Here is a 19,099-nt window from a genome sequence, read left to right on the forward strand (position 1 = left end):
ATTCTCGGATCCCCATAAATACACAGGCCGCCATGATGGCGGCCTGTTTGCATAGCACAGACTCTTAGAACAGTGCGCCAGGCGGCACGTCTTTATAAGTATTCAGGTAAGCCGCCAGCATTTTTTTAAAGAAGTTACGCACTTTTTTCACCTTGGTTTGACTTAATTCGTTATTTTAATGACGCGATGGAATGACTTTTTAGCGATGACTTGTCTTAATGGCAGTGCCCCGCTTTATGGTGATGAATTGTACACCCTTGTTGAGCAAAAGCACATTTTTTGTGACGTAAGTCACACAATAAAATTCACCTGCCCCCTCCCCCAATCCACCCTATACCCACGCTGATTTTCTTTTGTTGCGAATCATTACCATCAGTGACCAATACGCCGCTGGCTATGCTATGCTCATGATGAAAGACGAAATTTTAGTCACTGTCCGTTATCAATTGAGCGCCATTCACTGTCGGTTAGCACACTTTTTCGCGCACAGTCACCACCGTTTCGCCATTGGTTATTCGCTGATGAAGGCCCGTTCCGACCCCCATGGAAACCTGGAAACTTAACCTCTTCTCTGCCTGGCTGGGATGTTTTTTCACCGGGCTGGCCATGAGCCAGATATTACCCTTCTTGCCGCTGTACATTGAGCAGCTTGGCGTTCACTCGCACGAGTCGCTAAGCCTGTGGTCCGGTTTGATCTTCAGTTCGTCTTTCCTCGTCTCAGCCGCCGTTGCGCCACTGTGGGGAAGCCTCGCCGACCGTAAAGGGCGAAAGCTCATGCTGCTGCGCGCCGCACTCGGCATGGCGATCGTGATGTCGTTACAAGGGTTAGCAACCAACGTATGGCACCTGTTCATCCTGCGCACGCTCATGGGGCTGACCTCTGGGTACATTCCCAACGCGATGGCGCTGATCGCCTCACAGGTTCCGCGTGAAAAAAGCGGCTGGGCGCTGGGCATGCTATCGACCGGACAGATCGCTGGCGTCATTCTCGGCCCCCTATTCGGCGGCTTTATGGCCGACTACATCGGGCTGCGCATCGTCTTTTTCATCACCGGTGGCATGCTGTTTACCAGCTTCCTGATTACGCTTTTCGCGATTAAAGAGAGCGTGGTTAAAGTCACCAAAGAGAATCGACTCAGCGGAAAAGCCGTCTTCGCGTCGCTGCCGTATCCGGCGCTCATCATCTGCCTGTTCATTACGACAATGATGATCCAGATGGCGAATGGCTCCATCAGCCCCATCCTGACCTTGTTCATCCGCGATCTGGCTCCCGGCACCGACAATATTGCCTTTATCAGCGGCGTGATTGCCGCGATTCCCGGCGTGTCCGCCCTGCTATCCGCCCCACGACTTGGCCGTTTAGGCGACCGGATCGGCGCACATCGCGTCCTGATCGCCGCACTGGCGATCAGCGTACTGCTGTTTCTGGTCATGGCGATGGTACAAAGCCCTACACAGCTCGGCATCCTGCGCTTTCTGCTGGGCTTTGCCGATGGCGCACTGATGCCAACCGTGCAGGCGCTGTTAGTCAAATACAGCAGCCAGCAGGTAACAGGCCGCATCTTCGGCTATAACCAGTCATTCATGTATCTGGGCAACGTCCTGGGGCCGCTAGTGGGGTCCGGCGTGTCCGCTCTGATGGGCTTCCGCTGGGTGTTCGTCATCACCGCCGTTCTGGTGCTGTGCAATACGCTACAACTCTTTTTCGCTTTCAGGAAACCGCACGGAAAGGGATAACGATCCGGCCAGCGACTCTGCTGGCCATTCATTTATCTCGCTTAGCCCCCCGCCCTATGTACCCCTCCCTTTCTCAGGGAATTCCTCCCTTGTTATAAATGATGTAAAAACATCAAAAAAACTTATTTTTTGACAAAAAATTACCACTTAAACGTATCCATATGAAAAATTAATCACATAAATGTAAAAAAAATTAAACAAACCCTACCTATATTGGCTGCTTTGTTTCGGCGCCACGCGAATTGCCCTGTTCAGACATTCAGACATTCGCGCCTGTAGGGAAGTGAGTAATGAGAAACTGGAACGAACCCAAGAAGCAAAAAGCCCACATCGATTTGGTTCCCATGATCGATGTGATGATGTTCCTGCTGGTCTTTTTTGTGCTGATCAGCATGAACGTTATTCCTGCGCTAGGCCTGAAAACGCAGCTCCCCGCCGCAGGCAGCGCACAGCAACTTAAGCCGCAGAAAAAAGCGATCATCACACTTGGCGCACAGGATCATCTTGAGCTGGACGGACAGCCGATGGCCCTGAGCGATCTCGTTACGACGCTGCAACAGCAGCAGCAAGATCAGCAAACCACCATCATTATCAACAGCGATAAAAGCGTCGAGGTTGAACGTCTGGTCGCCGTGATGGATACCCTGCGTCAGGGTGGGTTCTCGTCCATTTCTATCGCTACCCGGAAATTGTGACATGTATCAGCTCTATCGCTCCCGCCACGCCATCAGTTGGTTGCCGTTGCCGGTCTTTGCCACCTGCCTGTTCTTCGCCAGCCAACAGCCGCCGCTGAAAGTTCAGCAGCAGTACGACGAAACGGCCATGGCGCTCACGCTGGCTGAACCGGAACCGATTCCCCAGCCCGAACCGATTCCTGAACCTGAGCCAGAACCGGTGCCACAACCTGAACCCGAGTCTGAGCCGACGCCGGTTAATGAACCCGATCCGATCATAGAAGCCCCGCCGGTTACGCCTCCGAAACCGGAGGTGAAGCCGAAGCCTAAACCAGAGGTTAAGCCCAAGGCGGAAACCAAACCTAAGCCAACACCCACGCCAGCCAAGCCGACGACACCACGCCCGGAAGCTCCGGCCAAGCGCCCGGCACCGTCTGCCCCTTCCGCGCCGTCGGTAAATGTCGCCGCGCTGGAAAATAGCTATGCGCAGGCGCTGCGTGCGCAGCTTGAACAAACCAAGCGCTATCCAACCGGACGTCAGGCGTCACTCGAACGTCCCGAAGGTCGCGTTGAAGTCTGGCTGGAGGTCGATCGCACAGGACGCGTCATCGATTCCGGCATCAGCAGCAAAGCACGCAGCATGCTGCTAAATCGAGCGGCGCAAGCCAGCCTACAGAGCATAAAACAGGTTCGGGCCTTCCCCGCCGACGCCTTTGCAGGACAAAACACAAAACGCTTTTTAGCCACGTTCGATTATCAGGCGCAGTAGTGTTCCGCGCCTGAGCAAGAGAGTGAATCAGCAAAAATAACGTCAACAACATGTTGATTAATAAACCACTGATAATACTGGGATTGTCAAATGAAACCGTTCAAACTTTCTGGGATATGTTTGTCCGTCGTCGGCGCATTACTGGCAGGCTCCGCGCTGGCGGAAGACGCGACAGATGTCGGCACGATCAACGTACAGGGACAACCACTCGGCGCAGGATTAATGGTGCAGGAAGACAGCGCTAAATCACGCTCGACCGTGACAAAAGACGCGCTGGATAAGATGCCCGCAACAGGCAACGCCATTGATAAACTGAAATACACCGCAGGCCTGAACGTCAGCAGCAACGACGCCAGCGGCTTAAGCGGCGTCAGCTATACCATGCGCGGCATGAGTGCGGATCAGGTCGGCCTGTCATCCGACGGCATTCCCGTCAATGACTCCGGCGACTACGCCGTGTACCCGAACGGCATGGGCGACCCGGAAAACCTGGAGCAGATCTTCGTTACCCAGGGTTCATCAGAAATGGACGGCCCGCACATCGGGGCCAGCGGCGGCAACATCGGGCTGGTTTCCCACCGTCCAGCGAAAGAATTTGGCGGCTTCGTTAAACAGACGTTCGGCAGCAACAACCTCAGCAAGACCTTCGCACGTCTGGAAACCGGTCAACACAACGGCTTCAGCAGTTGGCTCTCCTACTCGTATACCGACTCCGACAAATGGCGCGGCGCAGGCTATTCCCGTGCCGATAAAGTCGAGTGGAACGGCCTGTATGAACATGAAAATGGCCACAGCAGCAGCCTGATTATGAAATACAATCAGCAAGATACCATCAACTACTCAACGCTGAGCAAACGGCAGTTCGAGCAAAACGGGCGTAAGATGGATTACGCCACGACGCCGGTTTACAACAGCCGTGGACAAATTTCCCAATACTACAAACTCAACCGCAATAACTTTGAAACGCTGAATGTCACGTTCACGCAGAAATTGCAGTTGCGCGATAATCTGGCGCTGACGTTACAGCCCTACTATTTCTCAACGAACGGCGGCAGCTTCAGCAGCGGGAGCGCCAGCGTGTTATCCGCGACGTCAGATCGCGCGGGTAACTACGATCTCAGCAATCTGACCTCCAACACCTACTACCGCCCATCGTGGACGGAAACCTGGCGGCCGGGTATCACCACCAAGCTGAAATGGGATCTTAGCGACGAGCATAGTCTGGATATCGGCTACTGGTTCGAGCGTGCCCGCCAGCGTCAAACGCAACCGTTCATTCCGATTAAGAGCGACGGCACGCCGGCTAACATCTCCGGCAAACCCGGCGACGCGGATCAGATCACCGACGCGAACGGGAAAGTGGTTCAAGGCCGTAACCAGTTTACCGTCACACCTGCCCATAAAATCTGGGTGCAGGACACCTGGTTCTTCTCACCAGAATGGACGTTCACCGGCGGTTTGGCCTATCAGCACGTAGAACGTGACGGTACTAACCTTGGCAGCTTGTATAACGTCGCAGAGAAAAAGAACAAGAAGTACCACGAATTCCTGCCCAGCTTTAACGCGGCCTACCGCATCAATACCGAAAATCAGGTGTTCTATAACATCACGCGCAACATGCGTACCCCGCCCAACTACGTCTTGTACAACGTTGGCGATTCCATCAATACCAAACCTGAGCTGAGCTGGAATCAGGAACTCGGCTGGCGCTTCCAGGATGAGGACATGCTGCTGAGCGCCTCGCTGTTCTTTATCCGCTTTACCGATCGTCAAATCTCCAGCCGTAACGCCGATGGCGACTACGAAATGATCAACGCCGGGAAAGTGGAAAACAAAGGTCTGGAGTTGGAATGGAGCGGCAAACTGCCACATAGCTTCAACTACTTTGCGGCTTACACCTATACCGACACCGAGCAGAAAAACAATCTCGCCACCAGCGGTAGCCAGCTCCCCACCACGGGCAAGCAGGTCGCCAACGCGCCGAAAAATATGCTCAACCTCGGACTGGGCTATGACGATGGCCTCTACTATGCCGGTGTAAATAGCCGCTATGTCGGATCGTTCTACGGCGACATGACCAATGACGAGAAGATCGGTGGACGTACCGTTTTCGATCTCAGCGCCGGTGTCTATCTGCCAGTGGATAAGAAGATCGTGAAAAGCGCCACCTTACGCTTTGGCGTCAACAACCTGTTCGACAAAGAGTACCTCGACTCCGCGCGTTCAGTGAGCTTCAACTCAAGATCGTATAACGGCGTATCGGCAGGCACACCGTTTTACAACGTCGGGGAAGAACGCACCTTCAGCGCCTCACTGGAAGCCACGTTCTAATCCAATAATGTCATACGCCAGCGCGGTTTCCCGCGCTGGCGCTCATCACAAACAACGCCCAACAAGGCAATAGAAGGATCAGGTCATGAACGCCGATATGCTGCACGAGATTATTTTCTACGTCATGTACGCCTCACTGGTGATCGCCCTGATGATCATCATCGAACGCAGTCTCTACTTTTCCTATACGCGTCGGCAGGCCAAACGGCTGGAACGCGCGCTAACGGCGGATATTCGCCACGTCCACGATCTGCCGGACGCGCTGACACAGCGCCCCAGTCTGCCCATCGCCGTCGTCACGCCCGTGCTGGCGCAGTCACATCAGGCAGAAAACCGCGATGCGCTTAACGACCTGATCGACGCACAATATCTGCAAAGTAAGCCGCAGCTGTCGCGTGGACTATGGATTCTGGAAACCGTCGTCACCGCAGCACCGTTACTGGGGCTGCTCGGTACCATCATGGGGATTATCGAAACCTTCAAAGCGCTATCTGCCGCTGGCATCTCCGACCCAAGCCAGGTTTCTGCCGGAATGGGAACCGCGTTGTACGCGACCGGACTGGGGATCGCCATCGCGCTGGTTTGCCTGCTGGGGAACAATTTCCTGCAAAGCCGAATGGAACACATCAACGAAATGCTGAAAGTCCTGCTGATTCGCGCCGGAATGCCGCATACTCGCCAACAGAAAGCGGGCCCAGCTGTAACGCACCATTCCCTGACAGACAGTGCAATGACAGACAAAGCAATGGCGGAGAAACGCTATGCTTAATCGTGGTGGTTTCACGAGTTCAGGGCGATGCTGGAAGCATTACATCAACACACTGCTGACAGGAGGCGTATTGTTTATTGTGAGTGCGTCAGCCCATGCCAACGCCAGCGCGAGCGGCTACCGCATTCCCGGCTATGAATTAGTGTATGACGCCCCGGTGGAAACCACGCTGACCGCCCCCGATCTACGCCCCAGCGATGCGGTGTGGATATCGCTGTTTGATCATGCCCAGCACACCATTGAGTTAGGCCAATTCTATGTCGCGAATCAGGCGGGAACGCGCTTTGATACCGTCTTACAGCATCTGCGTGCCGCCGGAGAACGCGGCGTACGAATCCGCCTGCTGCTTGAAGAAAAAGGGCTAAAAATTTCCACGCAGGACACGCTGGAACAGCTCAAAACGATTCCGAATCTGGAACTGCGCGTGATTCCCTTTGAACGCCTGAGCGGCGGTATTGTGCATGCCAAATACCTGCTGGTTGATGGCAAACAGGCTTACATGGGTAGCCAGAACCTTGACTGGCGAGCGCTGGAGCACATTCACGAAACGGGATTATTGATCGACGATCCCCACGTTGTGACTCAGATTAGCGCTATTTTTGAACAAGACTGGCAGGCACAGGCGCGACTGACCCAAGGCGAAACCGTTCCGCCGCTGCCCGCCGCAACGCAACCCGCTGACCGCTCCGGCAACTATCTGGTTGCCAGCCCCAAAGCGTTTAATCCCGCTGGCGTGGTAGATTCCGAAGAAGAACTCCCCCGCCTGTTGGACGAAGCCCAGCAACTGGTCCGCATTCAGGTGATGGATTACGTCCCACTCTCCTACGGCCCGGATAAAACGCGCCCGTACTACGCGGTGATCGATAACGCGATTCGCACCGCCGCCGCACGCGGCGTACAAGTCGAGCTGATGGTGTCCGAATGGAGCACCAAAATGCCGAATATCGCTTACCTGAAAAGTCTGGCAGTGCTACCCAACATCCAGATAAAAACGGTGTCTATACCCCAAGCCAGCGGCGGCTTCATTCCTTTTGCTCGCGTGATTCACAGTAAGATCATGACCATCGACGGCAAGAAAGCCTGGATCGGCACCAGCAACTGGAGCGGCGGCTATCTGGATAACTCGCGCAATCTGGAGATGGTGATTCAGAACCCAGCGATGGCACAGCGGGTAGACATGCTTTATACACAACTGTGGAACAGCGAGTACGCGCATCCTCTGCGCATTGATTATGATTACCCGCGGCCCGATCCGGGTGGCATGAAAGAGAAAGAGAAGGAAAACAGCCCTTCGTCCACGATAGTCGGTACGGTCAACGCACCGTAGCCACCACCAGAATGACATTTGATGGGGAATAGCATGAAACATACGTTGTTAGCACTGCTGGTTGCCGGATTTTTGCCGTTCAGCGTTCAGGCCGAAGGTGAGAAAGTGACGCGCTACGTCGTCACCTTCCCAGCCAGCGAACGCGTTGCCTATCAGGGCAAATTCGCCCAGAACTTCCCCAACGGTCTGCCTGTCGGTATTGGCTCCGGCCTCTATTTCACCGGCAAACAGGGCGACGATCTGATGTTCACCACCGTCACCGATCGCGGCCCGAATGCCGATGCACCACTGGTCGGTGAGAAAGAAGCCAAGATCTTCGCCAGCCCTGACTACGCACCGCTGATGATGGATATTCGGGTCAGCGCGAAAGCTGCCGAGGCGATCAACGCCCGTCCGCTGCACGATGCCGAGGGTAATATCACCGGCTTGCCGCTGCCCGCGGACGTTATCGGTACCACCAACGAAGTGGCGCTGAACGATGCGCTGCAACCGCTCAGCACCAGCCAGCGCGGTCTGGACACCGAAGGTATTACGCCGGATGGCAAAGGTGGCTTCTGGCTGTGTGACGAATACGGCCCGTTCCTGATCCACGTTGATGCCAGCGGGAAGATCCTGCAAAAATTCGGGCCGACGCCTGCGGGCAACGAACACTCGGTTGCCAGCGGCTTACCGAATATCATTAAGTGGCGTCAGCCGAATCGAGGTTTTGAAGGGCTGACGCGCCTGCCGGACGGTACGATCGTCATGGCCGTGCAAAGCACGCTGGATATCGACGGCAAAAGCAAAAACAAAGCGCAGTTTACGCGTCTGGTGATGTTTAACCCGGAAACCAAAACCAGCCGTATGGTGGGCTACCCCATCAACATCGACAGCTATAAGAAAGCAAAGGATGCCAAGATCGGCGATATCGTCGCGCTGGATAATCAGCGTATTCTGCTGGTCGAGCAAGGCGCGGATAAAGACAAGCAAATGCAGAACCGCATCTATCTGGTCGATCTCAGCAAGGCGAGTGACCTGACACCGTTCGATGCTGACGGTAAATCGCCGGAGTTTGACGATCTCGCCCAGTTGGAAAAACGTGGCATTACGCTGGCGAGCAAGCAGGAGCTGGTGGATCTGCGTAAGCTCGGCTGGCAGCAGGAGAAAGTGGAAGGTCTGGCGCTGGTCGATAAGCAAACGCTGGCCGTCATTAACGACAACGATTTTGGCCTGCAATCCGTGCTGCAATCACCGGTGAAAGCGAAAGATAAGGCGGACGACTATCAGGTTACTGCCGATGGCAAACTGACGCGAGATGGCAAGGCAGTTGAGACGACGTTAGCCATCAAACCGTTGGAGAAGCCAGAAGCCGATAACGAACTGTGGGTGATTACCCTGCCACAGCCGATCAGGTAGTCTTCTGTGAAATGGCTTCCACCGGAGACGGGGAAGCCACTGTTCAACACACTCAGGTCAACGCGTTCAGGCGTGCTCGAACCAGTCGCTATTCTGTTGCGCAATCGGCGTGATCGAATAGATCATTTCCTGCAAATGTTCACGAATCGCTTTTTCGGCAGCATCAGGATCGCGCGCTTTCAGAGCGCTAAAAATCAGGTAGTGCTGTTGGATCAGACTGGGCGGTGGTGAAACCTGGCTCAGACTGAGAAAACGTACGCGGTCCATCGTCGCTTTAATCGATTCGATGGTTTCCCACGCCAGTGGACAGTTGGCAATTTGCGTCAGAAGCTGGTGGAAGCTGTCATCAAGGCTGAGAAACTCGCGCACCTGATCATTCTGCGCGGCCAGTTCCTGACGGCGTAAGTTGTGCTCCAGCGTAAGCAGATGTTCTTCCGTCACCATTTCTGCCGCCCGGCGCACAATCGCACACTCCAGAGCCTGACGGATAAAGCGGGCATCCGCCACGCGCTGTTCGGAGATCTTCATCACAAACGTGCCGCGCTGCGGCATGATCTGCACCAGTCCGGCCTCTGCCAGCTTGATAAAAGCCTCTCTGACCGGCTGGCGGGAAACGTCAAAACGCACAGAAATTTCTTTTTCAGACAGCAGTTTACCCGGCGGAATATTGCATTCCACAATGTCTTTGCGCAGTACGCGATAAATTTGCTGGTTGACTGGTTCGTTGTTGTTGATCTGAAAAGAGGTGTCCATGCCGCTGTGCTTACCCGAGAAATTTACCGCTTATGATACACGCTTAGCGCGGTGAGTGTCAGTGTTACAACGCCTGTCGTGGTGAGATCGGGGACACAGGGCAAGGCATCGTCGGCATTCGCCTCATCCTGTGTTGTTTTATGATTCGCGGCTATCTCATGCAGTTACGCGACGGCTACCGCCGTCGCGCTTTCATCCTACCAGTTGGTATCCTGCAATGTTTCCTTCACGCCCTTCGCTAATAGCGACAGGTAATGCTGCGTCACCGCATCAACAAAGACGGGGTTCTTCGGTAAGTCTTCACCAAAAATCGCCGTCAGCGTCAGCAGCGCCGCGACTCGGCTTTCGCCTTCCGGGCTGCGTTGCACCGTTTCAGCGATCAAATCTTTCAGCGGATCGCTAATTTCAATCGGTTTTCCTTGCTCATCCACGCCGCCCACATAGCGCATCCATCCCGCCACGCCGAGCGCCAGCGCATCAAAACGGCTGCCGCGTGCCAGATGCCAGCGGATCGAATCCAGCATCCGCTGTGGCAGTTTTTGCGAACCGTCCATCGCAATTTGCCAGGTGCGGTGTTTTAACGCACGGTTGCGATAGCGATCCAGCAGCGCATCCGCATAGGCGGCGAGATCGACACCCTGCGTACGCAGTGTCGGCGCCTGTTCACGCAGCATCAGATGATGCGCCGCCGCGACCAGGTCGCTGTCCTGCATGCACTCGCTGATATGCTGATAGCCAGCAAGGTAGCCCAGATACGCCAGAAACGAGTGGCTGCCGTTCAGCATACGCAGCTTCATTTCCTCAAACGGCAGAACATCCTGCACCAGCTCCGCACCGGTTTTTTCCCACGCGGGACGGCCGTTGACGAAGTTATCTTCAACCACCCATTGGAAGAACGGTTCACAGGCGATCCCCGCGGGATCGACGACGCCCAGTTGTCCCTGAATTGTCTCCAGCGTTTCTTCGGTGATAGCCGGAACAATTCTGTCTACCATCGTGGACGGAAAGGTGACATGCTGTTCAATCCAGCGCGCCAGTTCGATATCCTGCAACTCGGCCAGTTGCACGATCACGTTACGCGTGACGTGCCCGTTTTCCGGCATATTGTCGCAGGACATCACGCTGAATGCCGGTAGCTGGCGTTCCCGTCTGCGTTTGATGGCAGCCAGAATCACACCGGGCAGGGAGCGTGGTTCTGCGGGTAACCCCAGATCGTGGCAAATCAGCGGATGTTCACTATTTAACTGCCCCGTCGCCGGATGGTGGCAATAGCCTTTCTCCGTGACGGTAATCGACACAATGGCGATATCTGGCGCGCTCAGCGCTTCCAGCACCGCCTCGATGCCTTCGACTTCCGCGTGCAGCGCGCGGGTTGCCACGCCGATGACCCGGCTATTCCAGCCGCTGTCCGCCATTTCGGAAACCGACCACAGCAAATCCTGCTGGCGAATGGCTTCAATCTGCTGCTCGCCGCCAATCAGGTTAATTTCGCAATAGCCCCAGTCGCTACCGTGCTCCGCCGCCAGCTTATCGGCACAGACCGCCTGATGCGCCCGGTGGAATGCGCCAAAGCCAATATGCGCAATACGTGTTTTTAGCTGACTGCGGTCGTAACGCGGCACCACAACCTGCGGTTTAAGAGTAGAAAATTCACTGATACTCATCGTTATCCCTGATAGGTGATTCAAAAAATATGTCTGTGCCCTAAATGATTCGAGTTGCAGACAGGTCAACTCATCTGCAACTCGAACAATGACAATCTGAACGTTACGCCGCGTCTTCTAATGCATCCAAGTCACGGTCTTTCACTTCCGGCATACAGATAGCTGCAAATAAACCGATCACAGAATAAACAATCATCATCGCGACAATCGGCCACCAGGAACCGGTCATGTTGCAGAAAATACCCGCTAACACCGGACCAAAACCAACGGCAACCAAACCACCGGTTTCTTTGGCAATCGCCATTTGCGTAAAGCGGCTGCGTCCACCGAATATTTCCGCCATGGTGATATTTTCCAGCGCAAATAATCCCAGTACCGCGAAGTTATGAATAATGATAATGCTGACGACAATCACGTTAACGCTATTCTCTTTATCAACGATAAGAGACAGCATTGGGTAGGCTAACAATATCGCCGAGATATTCAGAATAATATACGGTACGCGGCGACCAATTTTATCCGAGAGCCATCCTAATAATGGAATGGTGATGAAACCAATAATGGAGCTGATCATCAATGCATCGGTCGGAATAGATTTATTGAACAACAGCGTTTGGACTAAATATCCCGCGAGGAAGGTCTGAATTAATCCTGAATTTCCCGCCTGTCCGAAGCGTAATCCTGTTGCCAGCCAAAACGCCTTGCTTTTGAACATGGACAGTACTGATTTTTGCTCGCTTTGCTCAACCACCAGAGCAGGTGACGGCTCTTCAGTGCCCGAGACATCATTACTCACTTTTTCGAAAACCGGGCTTTCTTTCAGGTTCATACGCAGCCAGATCGCGAAGATCATCACGACTACGCTGGCCAGGAACGGTACACGCCAACCCCACGCCAGTAACTCTTCTCTTGAGAGGGCAAAAAACATGACGGCCCAGATAGCCGTAGCACTGAGCGTGCCACAGTTGGTACCCATTGCAACCAATGAGGAAATAATCCCGCGTTTCCCTTTCGGCGCGTATTCAGCCAGCATGGTACCGGCACCGGAAATCTCGGCACCCGCCCCTAACCCCTGCACGATACGCAAGGTCACCAGCAAGATGGGCGCGAAAATACCAATCTGTGCGTAGGTTGGTAGTACGCCAATTAACGTGGTACAGATCCCCATCATGGTAATGGTGATAAAGAGTACTTTCTTTCTACCGATGGAGTCCCCCATACGGCCGAAAATAAAGGCACCGACGATACGTGCGACATAGCCTGCGCCGTAGGTTCCCATTGCCAGAATCAGCGCCATTGCAGCCGATTGTTCAGGAAAGAATATTTCATGGAAGACCAATGCCGCACCGAGCGAATACAATTGGAAATCCATGAATTCTAATGCGGTGCCCAGCCAGCCGGACACCGCCGCCTTGACTAAATCAGAGGTACTTCTTACAGGCTTATCTTGTCCAGATGCGATTTGCGTATTCATATATATACTCTCGACGATTTGTAATTATGGTAGAGCACAGTAAGTAAAATTACCGTTCATCATGGTGTCGCAATCCACTCCAGCCCGTTATTAATGGTCTGGAGTGATTAAGAGAGAAATAATTACTTCAAAGGAATCATTATATTATTATGTAGCCGATATAGTTTTTCCTTTTATACATCCCCTGTTGCCAATAACGTGTCATGCATCATTAAATGTCAGCAGGACTTTGCAGCAGCGTTTTTGATCTTTTTCAAAAACTTCAATTGCCTGTACAACCTCCTGATAATCAAACCGGTGGGTAATCAGTTTTGCCGGATCGATGCGTTTTGCTTTCAGCCACTCAATCACGATTGGGAATTTGTTGGCATTCAAGCGCGATGAGAAAATGGAAATCTCTTTGCTGGTTATTCCCTGTTGGCTGACCTGGCAAGGCTCGCTGGAAAAGCCCATGATGGCGATGCGTGCCGCAGGAGAAGCAATCGTAATCGCTTCCTGCAAAATAGATGGATGGCAGGCAGCATCAACAATCAGCGTAGGCTTGATATTCAGCGCTTCCAACTCGTCTTTTAATGACAGCGATGCGTTGTTAATGACCCTGTCCGCGCCGCTGCGTAATGCCATATCCAGACGTTCAGGAATGCGATCGACGACGATGACTTCCTTCACGTTGAACACGCCTTTCAGTACCTGAACCGAGGTCAACCCCATCGGTCCCGCACCATAAATCAGGGCGACATCCTGCTCCGTCGGCTTCACCTGTGCGGTCACGTTGGCTGAAATCGTGAAGGGCTCGACCATCACAGCAAACTCATCAGGAATCTCATCCGGGATGATGTGCGCGTTCTTCGCCGGTACGGCAGCGTACTCGCTGAATCCGCCGTCACGATGCACACCCAACACCACCAGCGAAGTACAGACGTTCGGCTTGCCGATTGAGCAAGGGTAGCAGTGACCGCAACTCACTACCGGGTCGACCGAAACGCGTTCGCCCAGACGGGATGCCTCCACGCCCTCACCCACAGCCTCAATCACGCCGAAAAATTCATGCCCGATCACGCGCGGATATTTGGCAAAAGGGTTATGCCCGCGATAGATGTGGCTGTCCGAGCCACAGATACCAGCCAGCTTTACCTTCACACGAACTTCACCTGCCGCTGGCTGTGGAATAGGACGTTCTTCAATCACCAGCGAATTCGGCTGCTGTATCACAATGCTTTTCATATTTTGGCCTCTGATTACCTATTCCACTCTTACCAGTTCCACAACGTGCCGTCTTCCAGACGGGCAACCGGCAGATAAGCGGGGTCATAGGGGTATTTGGCCGCCAGCTTTTCATCAAACTCAATGCCTAACCCCGGTTTTTCGCCTGGGTGCATGTAGCCGTTATCGAATGTCCAGTTATGCGGGAACACTTCCAGCATTTGCTCCGAATACCCCATGTACTCCTGTACGCCGAAGTTTGGCACCCAGAGGTCAAAATGCAGCGCCGCCGCCATGCAAATAGGCGACAGATCCGACGGCCCGTGCGAACCGGTGCGCACCTGATAAAGTGACGCAAAGTCGGCGATGCGACGCATGCCGGTAATCCCGCCTGCGTGGGTAATCGTGGTGCGGATGTAGTCGATCAGCTGTTCTTCGATCAGCTGTTTACAATCCCAAATACTGTTAAAGACTTCACCCACCGCAATCGGCGTAACCGTGTGCTGACGGATTAAACGGAAGCACTCCTGATTTTCCGCAGGCGTTGGGTCTTCCATCCAGAACAGACGATAGTCTTCAATGCTTTTACCAAAGCGCGCCGCTTCAATCGGCGTCAGGCGGTGGTGCATGTCGTGCAGCATGTGTTCGTTGAAGCCAAACTTGTCACGCACCGCTTCAAACAGCTTAGGCGTGAAATCAAGGTATTTTTCTGTCGACCACAGTTGCTCTTCCGGCAAGTTACCTTTCGTCGCTGGCTCATACGCCAACCCTTTGCCTTTCGCCATGCCGTAGGTGGTTTTCATACCCGGCACGCCGCACTGCACGCGGATCGCCTTGAAGCCCTCATCGCGATGCTTGGCGTAATCGTCCAGCACTTCATCAATCGAGTGACCCGTGGTGTGGCAATACACCATGACGCCCGTGCGCGATGCGCCGCCCAGCAGTTGGTAGAGCGGCATGTTGGCGGCTTTGGCCTTGATGTCCCACAGCGCGGTATCGACTGCCGAAATGGCAGACATCGTCACCGGGCCACGACGCCAGTACGCGCCTTTGTAGAAATACTGCCAAATATCTTCGATCTGGTGCGCATCGCGGCCAATCAGCTGCGGACACACATGGTCTTTGAGGTAAGAGGCGACCGGCAGCTCACGCCCGTTGAGCGTCGCATCGCCGAGGCCGGTTAATCCGCTATCTGTCGTAATTTTCAGGGTGACAAAGTTCCGTCCCGGGCAGGTGACAAACACTTCAGCGCTGACAATCTTCACGTTACTTATCCTTCTGTGCATGTAGCCATTCGTTTATGCTGACTACCATACAAGTATATTAATCGAGATAATTTGAATCACCTCACATTTATTCACATTTGCAACATTTATCTAAAACCCATGAAGGTCGGGAAGAGAAACCGAGGTGCGCCGAGGGAGGAAAACGTAGGGAGATAAAAGGTAGGCCGCGGTTCGTGCGGTCAATGTTCGGGCCACTATATGCGAGGCTGGTAGCGGTTCCGGTATTGAATCCCCAATAAAAAACGCCCAACATTCAGCCATCAAAAGGCTTGTTTTACTGTCAAAGGAAAATGACGATGCCAGGTGCTGCCCGTCTTAACGACACAGGAAGTGGTCACAATTGCTTCCCTGAAACACCGATAACCGAAGGCAGCCCTAACGTGATCATTAATGGTCAACCTGCTGCCCGTAAAGGCGATGCGGTTCTGCTTCACGATTGCCCCAATACACCACATGGTCTCCATTCCCGAAAAATAGCCGAAGGTTCATCCACCGTCATTATTAACGGCAAGCCTGCTGCGCGTATTGGAGACAGCATCAATTGTGGTGGTGTGATTATTTCCGGTAGTGGCAACGTTATTATTGGTGATACGCCGTATAAATCTCCGGTTCAGGACTGCGCCAGACAGGCAGTACTAAATCGTGCGCCGTTGTTGGCATTAACACCCATGCTGACCGTTCCTCCTGTGTACGCCAAATCTTGTTTACAGGATAAAAGTTGTATTCGTACAAGGACGGAAAAAGAGCCAGTCAAAAATTTCGGGGACATGGTGCTGTTTGCCCAGCCCGAACAAGACGATTGCTGTGGCTATGATTATCATGCTGCAAGTAATACGCATGAAATCGTGCAACATGCACAGGCCACGAAGAAGAAAACAACAGTATCAGAAACCGCAACCTCTTCACCCAAGCCATCTCCTCCCAAACATCTCCCACAAGAACCCTGGTATAAGACCCTGTTTGATTTGTTGGTCGCTGCTGATGACAAAACGCTTTCCCCAGCCCCCATTGCCAAACCGCTTATCGACCCGGTAGTCACAGAGAAACAGAAAGAGCCCGTCGCCAGTGCTGATGTCGGCTTACTGGCCGCGACGGGAGTCATGACACAAGTCTGGGGAGAATGGTCTCTTGGTGGCGTGCTGAGCGCGGCAAGAAGTGTACCGTATATTGGCGCATTAGCCTCCGCGCTCTATATTCCGTCTGCGGGGGAAGGCAGTGATAAGGTTCCAGGACGAGACGAATACTGGCTGGAAGATGAGCTACGGCGTAAAGGCTGGGCGGGCGAAACGGCAACAACACGCGTCCGGTTTTTCTGGCGCCCTGATATTCATGGCAAGATGCAGGTATATGGCGTGCACACGGGGGAAGGAACACGCTATGAAGGCGTTCGCGTTGCCAATATGGTGTGGGATGCGAAGATTCAGGGCTACACCTTCACACCTGCTCCCGGCTTAGATGGCCCGACCATCACATGGACACCAGAAAAACCTGATGGATCAGAGCCTGTAACGGATACCGGAAGCCCGGTAAACCCCATCAGTCAACCAACCATCCTGATCTACCCTATCCCCGAGAATGAAATAGAAACTACCACGCTACCGTTTCCTGCAATAGATGAGCATGATTTTAATGACTGGATCTTAGTCTTCCCTGATGGATCAGAGATAAAACCACTCTATGTTTATCTGCAATCAGCGCGGGATAAACCCGGCACCGTAACAGGAAAAGGTGAGGTATTGAGTGATGAAGGTAAATGGCTGGAATCCGCCAGTTCAGGATTAGGTGCGCCAGTGCCTGCTCAAGTCGCAGATAAGCTGATAGGGAAAAAATTTGAACGCTTTGATGACTTTAGGGAAGCATTTTGGTTAGCCGTGGCAGAGTGTCCTGAATTAATGGTTCAGTTTAATCGATCCAATCAGACCATGATTAGGGCAGGCAATTCCCCTTTTGCTATACCTGAAGAGCAGGTAGGAAAAAGAAAACGGTTTGAAATTCATCATGTTAAAAATATACAGCACAGTGGAGAAGTATATAATATTGATAATTTGAGAGTGAACACCCCCAAAAATCATATTGGCTTGCATTAAAAATGATGGTGAATATATGAATTTAAAAGAAAAGCTTGAGGACTATACTGAAGCGGAGTTTATTTCTTACCTAAAGGAATTTTTTGATAACCCTCTGGGGCTTAGAGGAAAAGAATTAGAAACACACATAGATAGTTTGGTTGAGCATTTTGATAAAATTGTGTTTCATCCTGAAGGGAATGGTTTGATTTTTTACCCGCCTGATGAAAGAGATGACTCACCTGAAGGTGTTCTTAATGAAATAAAGCGTTGGAGAAAATCCCAAGGGCTTCCGCTATTTAAAGATTCCAAATAGCATAGCCTGACACTACACATGGATTACATATATCGCTGATTTTTATAGGTAAGATATACTATAAGCCTCTTTTTTCATGATTACAAAACGAGCAACCCAGACCAACCGAGGGGACCAACTATCTGGATATCTGCACCTTCCAAACAAGGAAGCGCCCTACCGGACGGACTCGCTGTTGTAGTCTTGCAGGAAATCCAGAAACAGACGCACCATGGGAATGTTCGTGCTGCGCTTTAGATAGCTAATGGCGAAAGTCCTTTTCAGTTGCTCTTCCAGCGGAATAACCGCGACGTCGTAAGCGGTCAGGCTTTTTGCGACAGACGAACAGAGGAAGACCACGCCGGACAGGTTAATCACCAGATCCATAATGATGTCCATGTTGCTGCATTCGCGAAAGTAGCTGGGGTTGATGCCCTGCCGAGTGAAAGATTCAGAAACAGCGGCGTGTTCCCCCGTCCCTTTCTGCGGCACGATCAGCTTTTCTTTTACCATCTGCGGCAAGCTGAGCGTCTTACTGTCGGCAAGCGGGTGCGACCTTGCCATCACCGCAACAATGTCATCGATCTGACAAATGGTGTGATGAAACAACGGATCGTTCAAGTACTCATCAAAAGGCGTCGAGAAAGACAGGTGGATCTCACCATTGCGCACCCTTTCCAGCAAATCGGTGCTGACGCCGTCAATGAAAGAGATATCGATATTGGGATAGGCTTTCTGAAACAGGTTAAACATATTGTAGTGAGCCAGACGGTTAAAAATCGGAATCACGCCAACCAACAACGCACCATCCGTGCTTTCCTCATAGCTGCTGACGAACTGTTCCAGCTCATAATGTTCCTTAATCATCCCCTGAATTTTGTCAGCAAAGATCTTCCCGAATGGCGTCAGAGAAAACTGCCGGGTGGTTCGGTTAATCAGTTTTCTTTCCGTTTCAAGTTCCAGCCGCGCGATCTCCTGCGACAAGAACGCCTGAGAGATATTCAGCGCCTTCGCCGCTTTAGTGAAACTCCCGACCCGGATGAGTTCCTGATAATAAATCACACGCTTTATGCTGAACATTGTTTTATATTACGCATCAACTGTCTCGTTTATAACCACCCATAATGACAATTATAGGGATTTGTAAATAATCAAATGTGATTAGATGCACATTTAATTCATGAGAAATAGCGTTAATAGCAGATATAGTCAACTTATTATCAAGGAGGAAATAATTAATCCCACCAAGCATGATAAACTCATTTTAATAAAGATTATTTAATATTATTTTTACAAACAAAACATCGTTCATCACAAGACAAATAATTTACATCTCTCTAACAAAAGGACTTAAGA

General features: G+C 52.4%; 16 protein-coding genes. 9 read left to right on the top strand and 7 right to left on the bottom strand.

Annotated elements, in window-relative coordinates:
• Nucleotides 1-64 precede the first annotated feature (64 nt).
• Nucleotides 65-121 (bottom strand): stress response protein AzuC, encoded by a 57-nt coding sequence (gene azuC / locus MYB54_RS22115; protein WP_125176151.1) that lies wholly within the window; start codon nucleotides 119-121, stop codon nucleotides 65-67.
• Between the two features lie 422 nt (nucleotides 122-543).
• Here azuC and MYB54_RS17365 point away from each other — a divergent pair, with 422 nt between their 5' ends.
• The 7 genes from MYB54_RS17365 (at nucleotide 544) to MYB54_RS17395 (ending at nucleotide 9,002) form a co-directional block, all read left to right on the top strand.
• Nucleotides 544-1,737 carry a multidrug efflux MFS transporter gene (locus MYB54_RS17365; RefSeq protein ID WP_014914322.1) on the top strand — a complete coding sequence of 398 codons (1,194 nt, stop codon included), beginning with the start codon at nucleotides 544-546 and terminating at the stop codon, nucleotides 1,735-1,737.
• Nucleotides 1,738-2,027: 290 nt separating this feature from the next.
• Complete coding sequence (locus MYB54_RS17370) at nucleotides 2,028-2,432, top strand: ExbD/TolR family protein (protein WP_010301909.1); 405 nt, start codon at nucleotides 2,028-2,030, stop codon at nucleotides 2,430-2,432.
• Between the two features lies 1 nt (nucleotide 2,433).
• Nucleotides 2,434-3,180 carry an energy transducer TonB family protein gene (locus tag MYB54_RS17375; protein WP_248721115.1) on the top strand — a complete coding sequence of 249 codons (747 nt, stop codon included), beginning with the start codon at nucleotides 2,434-2,436 and terminating at the stop codon, nucleotides 3,178-3,180.
• Between the two features lie 90 nt (nucleotides 3,181-3,270).
• On the top strand, nucleotides 3,271-5,511 hold the full coding sequence (locus MYB54_RS17380; protein WP_248721116.1) for a TonB-dependent receptor family protein: 2,241 nt from the start codon (nucleotides 3,271-3,273) through the stop codon (nucleotides 5,509-5,511).
• A gap of 85 nt (nucleotides 5,512-5,596) precedes the next feature.
• Complete coding sequence (locus MYB54_RS17385; protein ID WP_014914319.1) at nucleotides 5,597-6,280, top strand: MotA/TolQ/ExbB proton channel family protein; 684 nt, start codon at nucleotides 5,597-5,599, stop codon at nucleotides 6,278-6,280.
• Complete coding sequence (locus tag MYB54_RS17390; RefSeq protein WP_248721117.1) at nucleotides 6,273-7,607, top strand: phospholipase D-like domain-containing protein; 1,335 nt, start codon at nucleotides 6,273-6,275, stop codon at nucleotides 7,605-7,607. The genes MYB54_RS17385 and MYB54_RS17390 overlap by 8 nt, the downstream gene beginning before the upstream one ends.
• A 33-nt stretch (nucleotides 7,608-7,640) precedes the next feature.
• Complete coding sequence (locus MYB54_RS17395; RefSeq protein ID WP_248721118.1) at nucleotides 7,641-9,002, top strand: esterase-like activity of phytase family protein; 1,362 nt, start codon at nucleotides 7,641-7,643, stop codon at nucleotides 9,000-9,002.
• 66 nt (nucleotides 9,003-9,068) lie between these two features.
• On the opposite strand, the gene MYB54_RS17400 is transcribed toward MYB54_RS17395, so the two are convergent.
• The 5 genes from MYB54_RS17400 to manD all read right to left on the bottom strand — a co-directional run bounded on the left by MYB54_RS17400 (nucleotide 9,069) and on the right by manD (nucleotide 15,361).
• Nucleotides 9,069-9,755 carry a GntR family transcriptional regulator gene (locus tag MYB54_RS17400; RefSeq protein ID WP_248721119.1) on the bottom strand — a complete coding sequence of 229 codons (687 nt, stop codon included), beginning with the start codon at nucleotides 9,753-9,755 and terminating at the stop codon, nucleotides 9,069-9,071.
• A gap of 197 nt (nucleotides 9,756-9,952) precedes the next feature.
• Nucleotides 9,953-11,419: a mannitol dehydrogenase family protein gene (locus MYB54_RS17405; protein ID WP_248721120.1), complete on the bottom strand. Its 1,467-nt coding sequence runs from the start codon at nucleotides 11,417-11,419 to the stop codon at nucleotides 9,953-9,955.
• A 103-nt stretch (nucleotides 11,420-11,522) separates the two neighbouring features.
• Nucleotides 11,523-12,893, bottom strand: a complete 1,371-nt coding sequence (locus MYB54_RS17410) for an MFS transporter (protein ID WP_014914314.1) — start codon at nucleotides 12,891-12,893, stop codon at nucleotides 11,523-11,525.
• A 201-nt stretch (nucleotides 12,894-13,094) separates the two neighbouring features.
• On the bottom strand, nucleotides 13,095-14,117 hold the full coding sequence (locus tag MYB54_RS17415; protein ID WP_014914313.1) for a Zn-dependent oxidoreductase: 1,023 nt from the start codon (nucleotides 14,115-14,117) through the stop codon (nucleotides 13,095-13,097).
• A gap of 29 nt (nucleotides 14,118-14,146) precedes the next feature.
• The gene (gene manD / locus MYB54_RS17420) at nucleotides 14,147-15,361 is read right to left on the bottom strand and encodes a D-mannonate dehydratase ManD (RefSeq protein WP_039283781.1); all 1,215 of its coding nucleotides are present in this window, start codon (nucleotides 15,359-15,361) and stop codon (nucleotides 14,147-14,149) included.
• Nucleotides 15,362-15,678: 317 nt separating this feature from the next.
• On the opposite strand from manD, the gene MYB54_RS17425 reads away from it, so the two are divergent.
• Both MYB54_RS17425 and MYB54_RS17430 read left to right on the top strand, forming a co-directional pair.
• Complete coding sequence (locus MYB54_RS17425; RefSeq protein WP_119871361.1) at nucleotides 15,679-17,469, top strand: PAAR domain-containing contractile injection system baseplate protein; 1,791 nt, start codon at nucleotides 15,679-15,681, stop codon at nucleotides 17,467-17,469.
• Between the two features lie 16 nt (nucleotides 17,470-17,485).
• Nucleotides 17,486-17,764, top strand: coding sequence for a bacteriocin immunity protein (locus MYB54_RS17430; RefSeq protein WP_040032786.1), 279 nt, complete (start codon nucleotides 17,486-17,488; stop codon nucleotides 17,762-17,764).
• Nucleotides 17,765-17,920: 156 nt separating this feature from the next.
• On the opposite strand, the gene MYB54_RS17435 is transcribed toward MYB54_RS17430, so the two are convergent.
• Nucleotides 17,921-18,823 (bottom strand): LysR family transcriptional regulator, encoded by a 903-nt coding sequence (locus tag MYB54_RS17435; RefSeq protein WP_039461946.1) that lies wholly within the window; start codon nucleotides 18,821-18,823, stop codon nucleotides 17,921-17,923.
• Nucleotides 18,824-19,099: the final 276 nt, after the last annotated feature.

Source organism: Pectobacterium nicotianae, from assembly GCF_023272715.1.
GTDB classification, from domain to species: Bacteria; Pseudomonadota; Gammaproteobacteria; order Enterobacterales; family Enterobacteriaceae; genus Pectobacterium; species Pectobacterium brasiliense.